The 14563-nt window shown below is 65.4% G+C and carries 15 protein-coding genes and 1 pseudogene; 7 read left to right on the top strand and 9 right to left on the bottom strand.

The features are described from left to right. Nucleotides 1-45: 45 nt before the first annotated feature. Both FJ471_RS11765 and FJ471_RS11760 read left to right on the top strand, forming a co-directional pair. A pseudogene (locus tag FJ471_RS11765) lies at nucleotides 46-1652 on the top strand (GMC family oxidoreductase N-terminal domain-containing protein). Nucleotides 1653-1847: 195 nt separating this feature from the next. Continuing rightward, a complete protein-coding gene (locus tag FJ471_RS11760) occupies nucleotides 1848-2468 on the top strand; it encodes a DJ-1/PfpI family protein (protein WP_140644581.1) in 621 nt (206 codons plus the stop codon). Between the two features lie 100 nt (nucleotides 2469-2568). Here FJ471_RS11760 and FJ471_RS11755 read toward each other — a convergent pair whose 3' ends face one another. Beyond that, nucleotides 2569-2769, bottom strand: a complete 201-nt coding sequence (locus FJ471_RS11755; RefSeq protein ID WP_140803322.1) for a hypothetical protein — start codon at nucleotides 2767-2769, stop codon at nucleotides 2569-2571. A gap of 217 nt (nucleotides 2770-2986) precedes the next feature. Here FJ471_RS11755 and grpE point away from each other — a divergent pair, with 217 nt between their 5' ends. Continuing rightward, nucleotides 2987-3619 carry a nucleotide exchange factor GrpE gene (gene grpE, locus FJ471_RS11750; protein WP_140803321.1) on the top strand — a complete coding sequence of 211 codons (633 nt, stop codon included), beginning with the start codon at nucleotides 2987-2989 and terminating at the stop codon, nucleotides 3617-3619. 103 nt (nucleotides 3620-3722) lie between these two features. Then, the gene (locus FJ471_RS11745; protein ID WP_140803320.1) at nucleotides 3723-4355 is read left to right on the top strand and encodes a trimeric intracellular cation channel family protein; all 633 of its coding nucleotides are present in this window, start codon (nucleotides 3723-3725) and stop codon (nucleotides 4353-4355) included. A gap of 99 nt (nucleotides 4356-4454) precedes the next feature. On the opposite strand, the gene FJ471_RS11740 is transcribed toward FJ471_RS11745, so the two are convergent. The 6 genes from FJ471_RS11740 to FJ471_RS11715 form a co-directional block, all read right to left on the bottom strand. After that, the gene (locus tag FJ471_RS11740) at nucleotides 4455-5342 is read right to left on the bottom strand and encodes a GNAT family N-acetyltransferase (protein WP_140803319.1); all 888 of its coding nucleotides are present in this window, start codon (nucleotides 5340-5342) and stop codon (nucleotides 4455-4457) included. A gap of 184 nt (nucleotides 5343-5526) precedes the next feature. Continuing rightward, nucleotides 5527-7806, bottom strand: coding sequence for a PAS domain-containing sensor histidine kinase (locus tag FJ471_RS11735; RefSeq protein ID WP_140803318.1), 2280 nt, complete (start codon nucleotides 7804-7806; stop codon nucleotides 5527-5529). 193 nt (nucleotides 7807-7999) lie between these two features. After that, nucleotides 8000-8989, bottom strand: a complete 990-nt coding sequence (locus FJ471_RS11730; RefSeq protein ID WP_140803317.1) for an MDR family oxidoreductase — start codon at nucleotides 8987-8989, stop codon at nucleotides 8000-8002. A gap of 54 nt (nucleotides 8990-9043) precedes the next feature. Continuing rightward, nucleotides 9044-9526: a signal peptidase II gene (lspA, locus tag FJ471_RS11725; protein ID WP_140803316.1), complete on the bottom strand. Its 483-nt coding sequence runs from the start codon at nucleotides 9524-9526 to the stop codon at nucleotides 9044-9046. Nucleotides 9527-9549: 23 nt separating this feature from the next. Beyond that, complete coding sequence (locus tag FJ471_RS11720) at nucleotides 9550-10410, bottom strand: RNA methyltransferase (RefSeq protein ID WP_140803315.1); 861 nt, start codon at nucleotides 10408-10410, stop codon at nucleotides 9550-9552. Beyond that, nucleotides 10411-11454 carry a class I SAM-dependent rRNA methyltransferase gene (locus tag FJ471_RS11715; protein WP_140803314.1) on the bottom strand — a complete coding sequence of 348 codons (1044 nt, stop codon included), beginning with the start codon at nucleotides 11452-11454 and terminating at the stop codon, nucleotides 10411-10413. 107 nt (nucleotides 11455-11561) lie between these two features. Between FJ471_RS11715 and FJ471_RS11710 the strand changes: the two genes are divergently transcribed. The 3 genes from FJ471_RS11710 (at nucleotide 11562) to FJ471_RS11700 (ending at nucleotide 13145) form a co-directional block, all read left to right on the top strand. Next, nucleotides 11562-12272, top strand: a complete 711-nt coding sequence (locus tag FJ471_RS11710) for a YafY family protein (protein WP_140803313.1) — start codon at nucleotides 11562-11564, stop codon at nucleotides 12270-12272. A gap of 70 nt (nucleotides 12273-12342) precedes the next feature. Further along, nucleotides 12343-12723: a VOC family protein gene (locus FJ471_RS11705; protein ID WP_140803312.1), complete on the top strand. Its 381-nt coding sequence runs from the start codon at nucleotides 12343-12345 to the stop codon at nucleotides 12721-12723. Then, nucleotides 12720-13145, top strand: coding sequence for an EVE domain-containing protein (locus tag FJ471_RS11700; RefSeq protein ID WP_140803311.1), 426 nt, complete (start codon nucleotides 12720-12722; stop codon nucleotides 13143-13145). The genes FJ471_RS11705 and FJ471_RS11700 overlap by 4 nt, the downstream gene beginning before the upstream one ends. Before the next feature lie 3 nt (nucleotides 13146-13148). On the opposite strand, the gene FJ471_RS11695 is transcribed toward FJ471_RS11700, so the two are convergent. Together FJ471_RS11695 and FJ471_RS11690 are read right to left on the bottom strand one after the other, a co-directional pair. After that, nucleotides 13149-14111 carry an ornithine cyclodeaminase family protein gene (locus tag FJ471_RS11695; RefSeq protein WP_140803310.1) on the bottom strand — a complete coding sequence of 321 codons (963 nt, stop codon included), beginning with the start codon at nucleotides 14109-14111 and terminating at the stop codon, nucleotides 13149-13151. 22 nt (nucleotides 14112-14133) lie between these two features. Next, entirely contained in the window at nucleotides 14134-14463 is a 330-nt protein-coding gene (locus tag FJ471_RS11690; RefSeq protein ID WP_140803309.1) for a DUF1049 domain-containing protein, read from the bottom strand. Nucleotides 14464-14563: the final 100 nt, after the last annotated feature.

The raw sequence follows: 14563 nt of genomic DNA, 5'->3' as shown, positions 1-14563 counted from the left end.
CATTCTCTCGGGTAAACGGACGGAAACATCCGCCGGGGGGAGAAGATGCGCTACGACTATGTCATCGCCGGCGGCGGCTCCGCCGGCCCGGCGCTTGCCGCCAGGCTTTCCGAGGACCCATCGAAGACGGTCTGCCTGCTCGAGGCGGGCGGCGCCGGCAAGGATCTGCTGATCCGCGCGCCGGCCGGTGTTATTGCGCTGTTGCCCGGCCGTCCGAAGATCAACAACTGGGCCTTCCAGACGGTGCCGCAACAGGGGTTGGGTGGGCGGATCGGCTACCAGCCGCGCGGCAAGGCATTGGGCGGATCGAGCGCCATAAACGCCATGCTCTACACGCGCGGCAACCGCCGCGACTATGACGAATGGGCCGGTCTCGGCTGCAATGGCTGGTCGTGGGACGAGGTGCTACCCTATTTCCGGCGCGCCGAGGGAACCAGCGTGGCACCGACGCGCTGCATGGCGGCGACGGGCGGCTCAGGGTAGCCGAGCAGCAGGAACCGCGCGCGATCTCCAGCGCTTTCGTCGAGGCTTGCGGCGAAAACCAGATCAGGTGCAACGACGACTTCAACGGGCCGGAGCAGGAAGGGGCTGGCCGCTATCAGGTGACGCAGTTCTGGGGCGAGGGCCGAAACGGCGAGCGCTGCTCGGCGGCGGCCGCCTATCTGCATCCAGCGATCGGCCGGCCGAACCTCACCGTGGTCACCGGCGCGCATGCGACGCGCGTCGTCCTCGACGGCAAGCGCGCCACAGGCGTGCGCTATCGTATCGGCAAGAGCGAAGCGGTCGCGGAAGCCAGACGCGAGGTCATCCTGTGCGGCGGGGCGTTCGGTTCGCCGCAGATGCTTCTGCTCTCGGGCATCGGTCCGGCGGTCGAGCTCGCGGCGCATGGTATTCCGCTCGTCCACGAATTGCCCGGCGTCGGCCGGAATCTGCAGGACCATCTCGATTTCATCCTCGCCTGGAAGTCGCGGGAGACGGATCTGATGGGCATCGGCCTGCGCGGCATGCCGGGCCTGATCAGGCACATGCTACGCTGGCGCAAGGACGGCACCCGGCATGATCGCCACCCCTATGCCGAAGGCGGCGCTTTCCTCAAATCCGACCCGGCGATCGAGCGTCCCGACCTGCAATTGCATTTCTGCATCGCCATCGTCGACGACCATGGCCGCAAGCTGCATATGGGCTACGGCTTTTCCTGCCATGTCTGTGTGCTGAGGCCGCATTCGCGCGGCGAGGTGGGGCTGATGAGCGCGGATCCGCTAGCGCCGCCGCGCATCGACCCGCGCTTCCTAGAGGACGAGCGCGACGCCGACCTTCTACTCAGGGGCGTGCGGATGATGCGCGCCATATTGGAAGCGCCGGCGCTGGCGAAATATCGCGCCAGGGAAGTCTACACCGCCGGCACTTCAAGCGATGCCGACCTGATGGCGCATATCAGGGCGCGCGCCGACACGATCTACCACCCTGCCGGCACCTGCAAGACGGGCATCGACGACATGGCCGTGGTCGATCCGAAGCTCAAGGTTCGCGGGCTGGAAGGGCTGCGTGTGGTCGATGCCTCGGTGATGCCTACCTTGATCGGCGGCAACACCAATGCGCCCACGATCATGATCGCGGAGAAGGCCGCGGACATGATCCAGGCAGCGACCTGATCCTGCCGGTCTTGGTCGGACCAGTCTCTTCGGTTTTCCCTCCATAGCGTTCTCTTTACGCGCCAATCGATAGTGCGAAATCCATCTGGTCAGACCAGCCATGCGATTCGTGCTTCCCCTTTGATCTTCTTGCCCTTAGGATAGAGTTATTATTTCGCGATCCGAAATAAATAACCAGCTAAGGGAGGAAGCAGCATGGCAGGCAAGAAAATATTGATGCTCGTTGGCGAGTTCAGCGAGGAGTACGAGATTTTCGTCTTTGAACAGGCCATGCACGCGGTCGGCCACACCGTCCATGTGGTGTGTCCCGACAAGAAGGCCGGCGATGTGCTCAAGACCTCATTGCACGACTTCGAGGGCCACCAGACCTATACCGAAAAACTCGGCCATGACTACATCCTCAACAAGACCTTCGCCGAGGTGAACCCTGCCGACTACGACGCGGTCTACGCGGCGGGCGGGCGCGGGCCGGAATATATCCGCATCGACAAGCGCGTGCAGGCGCTGGTCAGGCATTTCCATGAAACAGGCAAGCCGATCTTCACCATCTGCCATGGCGCTCAGATCCTGATCGCGGTCGATGGCGTGGTGCGCGGCAAGGAAGTCGCGGCGCTGCATTACTGCGAGCCGGAAGTGACGCTTGCCGGCGGCATCTATATCGATGTCGCGCCGACCGGCGCGCATGTCGACGGCAATCTGGTTTCAGCCAAGGGCTGGCCGGGCCTTGCCGCCTTCATGCGGGAATGCCTGAAAGTGCTCGGCACCGAGATCCGCCACGGCGAAGCGCTGATGCGTGACGACCGCAAGGCGGCCTGAAACTTGTTTTTTGCGCAATTCCGGACGGAAGGCTACGGCGAAGTCGCCGAGCCCAACCGCTACACACGTTTCCTGGAATTGCTCTAATTGCGGCGTACGGCTATTGACGCCTTCCGCCGCCCGCAGTCTTCGCCTCGGCGTTGTCGAGGCGGTCAAGCAGGTCGCTCAGCCGCTGGGGCACCTTCTTTTCCAAGCGAAATGCCGGCAAGGTGCGCATGAAGCGCTTCGTCGCTTCGCTGCCCGCTTGCCGCCTGATATCGTTGGCCAATTCGGCGCGCCTGTTGCCGTTGTTGCCGTTCATCGTCCCAAAATCCTGTGTCGGCTTCGAAACTCCTCCAGCCCGCTTATGGTTCCCGCAACGGCATTTGAGGGCAAGCAAAGCTGTGTGATACGGTAAAATTTGAATTAATTTGAAACGATGGCCCGACATCCGCGGCCAGCGCTTACCCCTTGATTTTTGACGCCCAAACCTCGATATCGGGCGCAAATCCAGACCAATCCGAATGACGGGAAACGCGATGAGCGACCAGGCAAAAGACGAACGCACGCCCGAAGATATGGAAGCCACCCAGGCTTCCGGCGAGCGTGCGGAAGGTGGCGTCGACGGCGACTACGAAGCGCTGGTGCGGCTGCTGAAGGAAAACGAGGAACTGAAGGACCGCGCGCTGCGCACCGCGGCCGAGATGGAGAATTTGCGGCGGCGCACCGCGCGCGACGTTCAGGACGCCCGCGCCTACGCCGTCGCCAATTTCGCGCGCGACATGTTGTCGGTGTCCGACAATCTGCGCCGCGCGCTGGACGCGATCCCCGCCGAGGCGAAGGCTGGCGGCGACGCCGGCTTCAAGTCGCTGATCGAAGGCGTCGACCTCACCGAGCGCGCCATGCTTTCGGCGCTGGAGCGCCATGGCGTGAAGAAACTCGCGCCCGAAGGCGAGAAGTTCGATCCGAACTTCCACCAGGCGATGTTCGAGGTGCCGAATCCGGAAGTTCCGGCCGGTACCGTTGTCCAGGTGGTGCAGCCTGGCTATTCGATCGGCGAGCGCGTGCTGCGGCCGGCGATGGTCGGCGTCGCCAAGGGCGGCCCGAAGGCAACCGGCGAGGCGAAGGTCGAGCCGGGCCCGGTGAACGAGCAGGCCGAGAAGGATGCTTGATAATGAGTAGCGAATAGGGAGTAGTGAGTAGGGGACTGATATTTCTCTGCGGCTTCGTGCTATTCCTCTACTCACTTTTCGCTACTCACTACTCGCTCACCCAATGAACCCCATCGCGTTGCTCGACTATGCCGGCGTCGCCGTCTTCGCGGCGACGGGCGCGCTTGCCGCATCGCGCAAAGAGCTCGACATCATCGGCTTTCTGTTCCTGGCCAGCGTCACCGGCATCGGCGGCGGGACGTTGCGCGACGCCATCCTCAACCTGCCGGTGTTCTGGGTCGCCAACAGCGGCTATGTGCTGATCTGCGCCGTCGTCGCGGTGCTGGTCTTCTTCAGCGCGCACCGGTTCGAATCGCGCTACAAATTGCTTCTCTGGCTCGACGCCATCGGACTTGCCGCGTTCTCCGTGATGGGCGCGGCCAAGGGGCTGGCGATCACCGGCTCGCCGGTCGTGTCGGTCGTCATGGGCGTGCTGACGGCGACCTTCGGCGGCATCTTGCGCGACCTGCTTGCCGGCGAGCCTTCGGTGCTGCTCAGGCCAGAAATCTATGTCACGGCTGCCCTTGCCGGCGCCACCATCTTCACCCTTGGCGATCTCGCTGGCCTGCCGGCGCTGGCCTCCAGCCTGCTCGGCTTCGCTGGCGCGTTCATGGTGCGCGGCGGGGCGCTCAAATTCGGCTGGTCGTTTCCGGCCTATAAGAGCCGGCCGGGACGGAGGCCGGAAGACATCCCCTAAGCGAGTAGCGAATAGGGAGTAGCGAATAGGGAGTAGCGAGTAGAGATTACCCGAGATAGCGTTTCTATTCGCTATTCGCTATTCGCTATTCGCTATTCGCTATGCGGCGAAGCGCTGCCCTTCGCCGCCATAGTAATTGACGTAGCGGGCGCCGATCTCCTTGACCGGCATGACGACGAAGACGTCGACGGTCGAGAATTCGTGGTCGATGACGCAGCCGTCGCCGATGCGGGCGCCGACGCGTAGGTAGCCCTTGACCAGCGGCGGCATGGCGGCGATCGCCGCCTTGGTGTTCACCGCCTCGATCGGCATCAGGTCCATGGAGCAGTAGCGTCCCGGAACCGCGCGAACGTCCCAGGCGGAGTTGGTGCGGCAATGATGGGCGAGATAGGTCAGCGCCTCGGCATGCGCCGCCGGCACGATGCCATGGAAGGAGGCGCAGCCGGTCATCACGCCGATGTCGTAGTGGTTGATATAGGCCCAGATGCCCTGCCAGAGCGCCTCGATGGTGCGCTTGGAGCGGTATTCCGGCAGAACGCAGGAGCGGCCGAGCTCGAGGAAGCGCTGGCCGGGGTGTCTGGCGATCAGCTTGGTGAGCTCGAATTCGCCCTCGGAATAGAAGCCGCCGGCCGTCGCGGCGATCTCCTGCCGCAGCAAGCGATAGGTGCCGACGATGCGGCGATGCTCGGGACCGGGAAGGGAGGTGTCCAACACAAGAAGGTGATCGCAGAGCGGGTCGAAACGGTCGGCGTCGCGCCGGTCCTGCGCCTGGAAAAGGTCCTTCCTCGCGCCAAGCTCGTCGTAGAATACCCGATAGCGGACTTCCTGGGCGGCGGCGATCTCGGCCTCGTTGCGGGCGAGCCGCACTTCGAGATTGCCGATGCGGCCCAGCGGAGCACCGCTTGCGACGGCGTCGGCGCTACGGGCAGCGAGCAGGGCGCCGCCGGCATTCGGCCGAGTGTCACATTCAGGCACGACTGTATGCACGAGTGATTCTCCTTCGAGCCATCCCTCTTGGCACGGGGATACGGTGTAGGTGCAACAGGATTGTGACAGTACCGTGATACGACGTGGCGGGCAATACTTTGTCGGCTGGGCAATACCATCAACCGGCTATCTTGTGGCCGCGAAAGCCAAGCGTGCCAAGGCGTTTCAAGCGTTAAAAATTTCCTCAGGCGGCAACCTGGCCCTCGACCGCCTGGACGAGCGCGTCCGGGTCGAGCGGCTTGGTGACGAAACCGCTGGCGCCGTGGGCGAGCACGGCATGCCGGGTCTTTTCCTGGCTGTCGGCAGAGAGCACCATGATCGGGATCGGCGGCATGGCGAGCGACTCTTCGTGGCGACGGATGGCGGCGATCGCGTCCAGCCCATCCATGACGGGCATATGCAGGTCCATCAGCACCACGTCGAAGCGGAACTTCAGGCCGGCATCGGTAACGGCATCGACCGCCGCCTTGCCGTTGCCGACGATCTTGACGCGATGCCCGGCCTTGAGCAGCGTGGCGCGGGCGAGCATGGCGTTGATGTCGTTGTCTTCCGCGATCAGCACCGACAGGCCCTGGTCCCGCTTGCGCGCCGAGGAAGCCTCGCGCGGCTGTGGCTGCGGCTGGGCAAGCGCGGAGCCATGGCTGGTCAACAGCACCCGCAGCAGGGTTTCGCCGCGCACCGGCCTGGCGAGGAAAGTGGCGTAGCCGCTGGCGCGGAATTCGCCGAGCATGCCGCGATCCGTCGGCGCGATCAGGGTGATGGCCTCGCAGTCGGCGAAGCCTGAGTCGCGCAGCCGCTTGAGCAGCCTGCCGTCGCTGTTTTCGAGCGCGGCGTCGATCAGGAGCACGTTGCAGCCGGCAGCGAAGGGAGCGGCCTGGCTTGGTGTCGCCGCGATCTCGACGATGCCGCCATGGGCCCTGATCGCGCGGGCGATGGCATCGGCCTCGACGGCGTTTTTCGACACGATCACCGCCCGCCGGTCGGCAAGGATGTTGTGGCGATGCGGCGGCGGCTCGGTCGCCGCGACCGCCGGAAGCTCGAGGACGAATTCGGACCCTTCGCCGAGCCGGCTCGAAACCGAGATCGTGCCGCCCATCGCGGTGGCCAGCCGCTTCGAGATGGCAAGACCGAGACCCGCGCCGCCATGCACCCTGGTCGAGGTGCCGTCGGACTGCTCGAACTCCTCGAAGATGCGCTCCATGTCCTCTTCACGCAGGCCCGGACCGGTGTCGGCGACAGTGAAGCAGATGCGGTCGGTGGTCTCGGTGCGGGCGCGCGCCACGGTGAGCAGCACGCCGCCCGTGTCGGTGAACTTCACCGCATTGCCGATGAGGTTGATCAGCACCTGGCGCACGCGGCCGGGATCGGCGGTGATCATCTGCGGCACGTCGGGCTCGACATGGCAGCCAAGGCCGATGTTCTTGGCGAAAGCCTTTGCTGCCAGAAGCTCGATGATGTTGTCGGCGATTTCGCGCAGCGAGGTCGGCTGCGGCTCGGGCTCGAAGCGGCCGGCCTCGATCTTGGAATAGTCGAGCAGGTCCTCGATAAGCGCGAGCAGCGCGCTGGCCGAGGTGGAAACGGCGCCGACATAGGTGCGCTGTTCGGGCGAGAGGTCGGTGTCGGCAAGCAGCTTCGCCATGCCCATGATGCCGTTCATCGGCGTGCGGATCTCATGGCTGACGGTGGCGAGGAAGCGCGACTTGGCCTGGCTGGCGTATTCGGCGCGCTCGCGCGCGGTGATCAGCGAGGATTCGGCGCGCTTGCGGGCGGTGATATCGCGGGCAATCGCCCGGTGCGAGACCGCGCCCGTGTCCTTGTCGCGCACCGACAATTCGATCCAGGAGAACCAGCGCGGCCCGTTCGGGGTGCGGATCGCGACATCGGTGGAACTCAGACATTCATGATCGGAGAAGGCGGCGTCGGGAACGACGCCGACATCGATGCCGAGCTCGGACAAGGTCTTGCCGGCAAGATCGCGCGCGTCGACCTCGACAAGCGAGGCAAAGACGGTGTTGGCATAAACGATATGGCCGTCGCGATCGCGATGGACGACGAGGTCGCCAAGCGCGTCGATCAGGCCGCGGAAGCGCTCCTCGCTCTCCTGCATCTCCCACATGCGGTCGGCGAGAGTCTCGATCTCGGCGCGGCTGCGGGCGGCGGTCTCGTCGAGAAGCGCTGCGGTGCGCCGCTCGTCGCGACGGTTGCGCAGATGCATGGCCAGGCCGGCAAGCGCCGCGGCGGCGAGGCCGATGGTGACGATGATCGGCGCTCCGGTGAGATGCGCCAGGCCAGCCAGGACGGCGATGGCGACGATTGTCAGGAACGGCAGACCTTCGTGGCTGGCCGCGGGCAATTCGGGAGCCAGCGGCGGCGCGACGAGCACCTGCCGCTTCGGCGCATCGGGGATGAGCCTGTCAGCGCCCGCGGCTTTGCTGTCCTGTCTGATGTCGGAGTCCGCGACCATGCGCAGACCATGCCAGACAGAAATTATGGAACACTGGGAGGGATCGTTCGAATTTTAGCGATCGCGCGGATTCCGGCCGCCCGCATGCGCGGGCAAAACCGGGACTTTGCGGGGTCTGGCCGTTGTTTCCAAGCAATTGCGGACGGAAGGCTACGGGCCTAACCGCCGCGTACTTTTCCTGGAATTGCTCCAGCTACATATCGACGACGACGCGGCCCCTGACCTTGCCTTCGACGATGTCTCGCGCGGCGACGACGATGCCGTCGAAACCGACCGTGCGCGACAATGTCGACAGCTTCTTCAAGTCGAGATCGGTGCCGATGCGGCGCCATGCCTCCAGGCGGACCGCTTTCGGCGCCATCACCGAATCGATGCCGAGCAGCGAGACTCCGCGCAGGATGAAGGGCGCGACGCTTCCCGGCAGGTCCATGCCGCCGGCCAGGCCGCAAGCGGCGATCGCGCCGCCATAGGAGGTCATCGACAGCGCGTTGGCCAAGGTGTGGCTGCCGACCGAATCGACGCCGCCTGCCCAGCGCTCCTTGGCGAGCGGCTTCGCGGGCTGGCTGAGCTCTTCGCGCGAGATCACCTCGGCCGCGCCGAGGTCGATCAGATAGGGGCTTTCGGCGTTGCGGCCGGTGGAGGCGATGACATGGTAGCCGAGGCTCGACAGGATCGAGATGGCGACCGAGCCGACGCCGCCGGCGGCGCCCGTGACCACCACCGGGCCGCGGTCGGGCACGATGCCGTGCCGCTCCAGCGCCATGACGCAGAGCATGGCCGTGTAGCCTGCCGTGCCGACGGCCATCGCATCATGCGCGCTCATGCCCTCGGGCAGTGGCACCAGCCAGTCACCCTTGACGCGGGCGCGGCCGGCATAGGCGCCGTAATGCGTCTCGCCGACGCCCCAGCCGTTGAGGATCACCTTATCCCCCTTGCGCCAGTCGGCATGCGAGGAGGAGATCACGGTGCCGGCGAAATCGATGCCTGGAACCAGCGGCCATCGGCGCACGACTGGCGCCTTGCCGGTGATGGCGAGCCCGTCCTTGTAGTTCACCGTGGTGGCCTCGACGGCGACGGTGACATCGCCTTCCATCAGGTCGGCCTCGGTGAGGTCGACGATATCGACGGACTGCTTCTTGTCCGCATCGCGCGAAACGAGGATGGCTTTGAAGGTATCCGACACTTTTTTCTCCTCGTTTTAACTCTGAACCAACTGTGCGGCGACCGCCGCTCGAGGTCAATCTTGCGACGGCTTCGGCTGGCGACGCCAGCCGATCAGCTCGTCGAAGACGACCAGCGCCGCGCCGACCGAAATGAAAGCGTCGGCGAGGTTGAACACCGCGAAGGACCAGACCGGCGTGTGGAATAGGATGTAGTCGATGACGTGGCCGTAGGCGGCACGGTCGATGAGGTTGCCGAGCGCGCCGCCGATGATCAGCGCAAAGCCGATGCGGGCGACGACATGGCCTGCTGGCGTGCGCGTGGCGAGATAGAGCACGAAGACGACGACCAGCACGGCGATAACCACCAGGCCGGTATCGCCGAAGGACTGGAACATCGAGAAGGCAATGCCGGTGTTGTAGGTGCGAAACAGCGCCAGGAACGGCAGCAGATCGACCTTCTCCTGAAAGGCGAGGCCGTTCTCGACCAGCTGCTTGATCCACTGGTCGAACGCAATGGCGATGACGACCAGCACGACATAAGGGGACCAGGATTTCACTTAGCAGTCCTCATCGCCAGCCTTCATCGGATGTCGTTGGCGGGATCGAGCTTCAATGCGCCGCGCCGGATCTCGAACAGCATCACGCCAGTGGCGACCGCCAGATTGAGCGAATCGGCGCGGCCTGCCTGGGGGATTCTGAGCAGCCGGTCGCAGCTTTCGGCGAGGCTCTCGGGCAGCCCCTGCTGCTCGTTGCCCATCAATAGCAAGACCGGCCCCCTGGAGAAATCGACGGAGCGATAGTCGACCGCGCCCTTGAGGTGCGTTCCTGCGACCAGGCCGGAAAAATCGCGCCGCCAGGCGAGGAAGGCCTGCTCGGTCGCCCTGGCGATGGGCACGGCGAAGATCGAGCCCATGGTGGCGCGCACCGTCTCAAGCGAGAACGGATCGGTGGTGTCGCCGACCAGGATGACGCCCTTGGCGCCGACGGCGTCGACGGTGCGGATCACGGTGCCGAGATTGCCCGGGTCGCGCACCCGGTCGAGCGCCACCCAGACGTCGCCGTCCCTGGCGCGGATGTCTTTCAGCGGCACGGTCTGCTGCGCGAAGACGCCCACCACCATTTGCGGGTTTTCACGGCGGGTGATGGCCGCGAGCACTTTTTCCGAGACTTCGAGCACTGTGCCGCCGGCGGCGACGGTGCGGGCGGCGACCTTCTCGACGGCCGCATTGCCGCGTCCGGCCTTGGCGAAGACCAAGGTTCTGATCGACCAGCCGAGGTCGAGGGCGTCGATGACCAGCTTCAGGCCTTCGGCCATGAAGGCGTTCTGCTGGTCGCGGAATTTCTTCAGCGCCAGCGCCTTGATGTCCTTGACCAGCGGATTGGCGAGGCTGGTGACTTCCTTGACCTGCCCGACAGGGCGTGCGCCGTCATGTGCAGTCATTCAGGCCACCCAGCGCGAGAACAGCGAGGTCGACAGCGCGCGGCCGGCGGATTTCTCGCGAATGATCAGTTCGCCGGACTCGACCGTGCCGCCCATGCCGGCGAAAGTATCGCGCATCAGCGCATGGATGGCGAAGAAGGAGGCGCGGATCGAATAGGCGGTGAGGACGACGGCGAGCGGCTTCGGCGTCAGGATCGAGCGGCAAAGGTCGGTAAGACCCGGCAGATCCTCGAACAATTGCCAGACCTCGCCCTTGGGGCCGCGGCCATAGGCCGGCGGATCGAATAGCACGATGTCGTAGCGGCTGCCACGGCGCTCCTCGCGCTCGGCGAATTTCACCGCGTCCTCGACGATCCAGCGGATCGGCTTGTCGGCAAGGCCGGCCATCTCCTGGTTCTCGCGCGCCCAGCCGATCGCCTTCTTGGAGGCATCGACATGGGTGACCTCGGCGCCGGCACGGGCCGCAACCAGTGAGGCGAGGCCGGTATAGCCGAAGAGGTTGAGCACCTTGACCGGGCGCTTCGCCGCCGCGATCAGCCCCGCCATATGGTCCCAGTGCGAGGCCTGCTCCGGAAAGACGCCGACATGGCGGAACGAGGTGAAACGGCCGAGATAATCTATGCCGTCATGCTTCATCGGCCAGGTCTCGCCGAGCGGCGCCTTCGGAAAGCGCCAGCGGCCGATGCCTTCCTCGTCGGTGTCGCCGGTGAAGATGGCGTCGACGCGTTCCCATTCCTTGGCCGGGAGGGCCCGCTGCCAGATCGCCTGGCCTTCGGGGCGCACGATGCGGTAGGGGCCGTATTGCTCGAGCTTCTCGCCGGCGCCGCTGTCGAGCAGCGCATAATCGGCGTTGGGCGCGACTTCGAGGATCAATGGCAGGCGTTCGGCGGGCAACGCGCCCTCGCGGCGCGCAAGCACGCGCGGCGCCGGTTTGGTTTCCTGCCGGTGCTCCGGCCTCGCTTCACCTGGACGTGCTTGGACGCTGCTGGCTTTCGCAGGCTGGCGCGGGCGGTTGTCGCGGTTTCGATCGCGAAAGGATTTCAAGAACGGTCTCCGGAACGGCAGGCCGCTTTTGACATAGGGCTTCGGGCCGCGCAACAAAATGGTCCCGCATCTGCGATGCACCCAGTTTTTGAGACGCGAAACCGACTATGTCCCGTTCAGCCCGCCTGCTCGACCTCGTCCAGATTCTGCGCCGCCACCGCCGGCCGGTGAGCGGCCGCACGCTTGCGGACGAGATGGGCGTGTCGATCCGCACGCTCTATCGCGATATCGCGACGCTGCAGGGGCAGGGCGCGCCGATCGAGGGCGAGGCGGGGCTTGGCTATGTGCTGAAGCCCGGCTTCATGCTGCCGCCGCTGATGTTCAGCGACGAGGAGATCGAGGCGATCGTGCTCGGATCGCGCTGGGTGGCGAAGCAACCTGACAAAAGGCTGGCGGCGGCAGCGACGGATGCGTTGGCCAAGATCGCGGCGGTGCTGCCGGATGATTTGCGCGAAGACCTCGATGCAACGACGCTGCTCGTTGGGCCGGGCCCGGAGAATGCCGAAGCGATCGACCTCGGTGTCGTGCGGCAGGCGATCCGCGACGAGCGCAAGCTCGGCTTCCTCTATCGTGACGCCGGGGGAACGGCATCGAAGCGCCTGGTCTGGCCATTCGCGCTCGCCTTCTTCGACAAGGTGCGGGTGATGGTTGCGTGGTGCGAAACGCGCCAGGATTTCCGGCATTTCCGCGCCGACCGGATGTCCGGCCTGACAGCGACCGACATCCGCTATCCGCGCCGCCGCCAGGCCATGCTGAAGGAGTGGCGGGCGACGCTCGGTGCGCCGGGCGCGAATGGCGCGAAAGACGCTTCCCGCTGATCGCTGCTGCCAGAATCTGACAGTAGGTTTGCGTATGGTCTCCAAGGTTCAGACACTTTGGAGATCAGATATGACCACGCCGAATTTCGTCATCCTCTATGTCGACAGCCCGGAAAAGAGCGGCGCGTTCTACGCCTCGTTGCTTGGGCGCGAGCCGGTCGAAACCTCGCCGACCTTCGCGATGTTCGTGCTCGACAAGGGCTTCAAGCTCGGTCTCTGGTCGCGCCATACGGTCGAACCGGCCGCGGCGGCTGCAGGCGGTGGCGGCGAGCTCGTGCTTGCCGTCGAGAACGCGGCAGCGGTCGACGCCACCCACGCGGATTGGACTGGCAGGGGGATCAACGTACTGCAGGCTCCAACCGATCTCGATTTCGGCCGCACTTTCGTGGCGCTCGATCCGGACAATCATCGCCTGCGCGTCTACTGGCCGTTCGAGGGAGCGCAAGGGTGAGCGCCTACTGGGTTGCCGTCGCGTCGGCCGAGCATGTGCGGATCGGCCGCAAGGATGGCTTCATGCAGGTCAACCACGGCAAGGCGGCGCCGTTGCGCCGCATCAAGCCGGGCGACGGCATCGTCTATTACTCGCCGAGCACCGTGCTCGGCGAGAAGGACGGGTTGCAATCCTTCACGGCCCTCGGCACGGTGCGGCAAGGCGAGGTGTATGAGGGCGTCATGGGTGGCGGTTTCACGCCCGCCAGGCGCGACGTCGACTGGGTCGACGCCAAGGAGGCGCCGATCAAGTCCCTGCTCGACCGGCTCGACTTTACCGCAGGCAAGCCGAACTGGGGCTATCAGCTTCGTTTCGGCCTGTTCGAAATCAGCGAGCATGATTTCCGGCTGATCGGCGAGGCGATGGGGACCAAGCTGGCCTAGCGGCTATTTGAGCGCCTTGTAGACCGCGATGCCGGCGGCGAGGTCCTCGAGGGCGGCGCCGACCGACTTGAACAGCGTGATCTCGCTGTCGCTCTGCCGGCCCTGCTTTTCTCCGCGCGCCAATTCGTGCAGATCGGCGACGATCGCTTCCGGCTTCAGCACGCCCGAGGCCAGCGGCTGGACGATGTCGCCGGCTTCCTTGGTGGCGCCGGCGCGGGTGTCGACATAGACGCGGGCGCGGGAAATGGCGTCGTCATCGGCCTCGCGCATGTCGGGCGTGAAGCCGCCGACGAGGTCGACATGGGCGCCCGGTTTCAGCAGCGCGCCCTTGACCAGGGGCGTGTTCGAGATCGTCGCCGAGGCGACGATGTCGGCCTTGGCGAGCTCGGCGTCGAGATCGACGGCGGCGCTCGCCGGAAGGCCTTCGGCGCGCAAGGCGGCGGCGACCTTTTCGGCGTTGGCCGGCGTGCGGTTCCAGATGCGGATGGATGTGATCGGCCGGACCGCCGAATGCGCCTTGGCAAGGAAGGGCGACAGCGCGCCGGCGCCGATCACCAGAAGCCGCGAGGCGTCCTTGCGGGCGAGATAGGAGGCGGCGAGCGCCGAGGCGCAGGTCGTGCGCCACTGCGTCAGCCGCTGGCCGTCGATGAGCGCTTGCGGCTCGCCGGTGACGCCGTCGAGCAAGAGGTAGAGGCCCGTCACCGCCGGCTTGCCTTTTGTGTTGTTATCCGGCGACACGGTGACGATCTTGACGCCGATATGGCCTCCCGCCGAGGTGCCGGCGGCGTTGAAGTCGGTCCAGGCCGGCATCAAAAGCAGTGTCGAGGCGGCGCCGTCCGGCCGCTCGACGCCATGATGGTGGCGAACCGGCTGCACCGCGCCATCGCGGAAAGCGGTGCGCAACGTCTCGACAAGGCCGGGAAAGGTCAGCGCGCGATCGACCTCGGCGGCCGAAATGGTCAGCATCGAAGGCTCCGTGAGGCGTTAGCTAGTTCGGCTTGGGCAGCGCCGGTCCGTTGGATGCAGCGGGCGGGCGGCTCACCGCCTGGCGCAGGTTTTCGGCTTCCAGGCCGCGCTGGCGCGCGAGCTTGCGGTAGCGCCCCTGCTTCACCCAGGTTGCCACGCTGCCGACGACCATGCCGACGGCCAAGGCCAGGAACAGGAAGATGAAAAGCGGCAGGTTCAGCGTCAGCGCGGGATTGCCGGGATGGAATGGATCGAGCGTGAAGGCGACGGCGCCGCGGTTGGCGACGGCGAGCGCGATCAGGATGATGGCCAGAGGCACGAAGACCACGACGAGGATGACGCGATTGAACATCAGATCTCCATGGAGAGGCTTCTTAAAGCGCGTCGCGCTGAAAAGGATTCAGTCGACGCGCTTTAAGTCTTTGTTTTGATGCATGTCGTCCCCCCAAAAC

Source organism: Mesorhizobium sp. B2-7-1 (genome assembly GCF_006440735.1).
Classification (GTDB): domain Bacteria; phylum Pseudomonadota; class Alphaproteobacteria; order Rhizobiales; family Rhizobiaceae; genus Mesorhizobium.
Note: the sequence above shows the minus strand (reverse complement) of the source record. Positions and strands in the feature narration are given on the sequence as shown.

What these genes read in the sequence shown, in the direction of transcription:
- FJ471_RS11745 (WP_140803320.1), top strand. Translation starts at nt 3,723, where the DNA reads ATGAACCCCATCGCGTTGCTCGACTATGCCGGCGTCGCCGTCTTCGCG.
- FJ471_RS11760 (WP_140644581.1), top strand. Translation starts at nt 1,848, where the DNA reads ATGGCAGGCAAGAAAATATTGATGCTCGTTGGCGAGTTCAGCGAGGAG.
- grpE (WP_140803321.1), top strand. Translation starts at nt 2,987, where the DNA reads ATGAGCGACCAGGCAAAAGACGAACGCACGCCCGAAGATATGGAAGCC.
- FJ471_RS11735 (WP_140803318.1), bottom strand. Translation starts at nt 7,806, where the DNA reads ATGGTCGCGGACTCCGACATCAGACAGGACAGCAAAGCCGCGGGCGCT.
- FJ471_RS11755 (WP_140803322.1), bottom strand. Translation starts at nt 2,769, where the DNA reads ATGAACGGCAACAACGGCAACAGGCGCGCCGAATTGGCCAACGATATC.
- FJ471_RS11705 (WP_140803312.1), top strand. Translation starts at nt 12,343, where the DNA reads ATGACCACGCCGAATTTCGTCATCCTCTATGTCGACAGCCCGGAAAAG.
- FJ471_RS11695 (WP_140803310.1), bottom strand. Translation starts at nt 14,111, where the DNA reads ATGCTGACCATTTCGGCCGCCGAGGTCGATCGCGCGCTGACCTTTCCC.
- FJ471_RS11690 (WP_140803309.1), bottom strand. Translation starts at nt 14,463, where the DNA reads ATGTTCAATCGCGTCATCCTCGTCGTGGTCTTCGTGCCTCTGGCCATC.
- FJ471_RS11710 (WP_140803313.1), top strand. Translation starts at nt 11,562, where the DNA reads ATGTCCCGTTCAGCCCGCCTGCTCGACCTCGTCCAGATTCTGCGCCGC.
- FJ471_RS11720 (WP_140803315.1), bottom strand. Translation starts at nt 10,410, where the DNA reads ATGACTGCACATGACGGCGCACGCCCTGTCGGGCAGGTCAAGGAAGTC.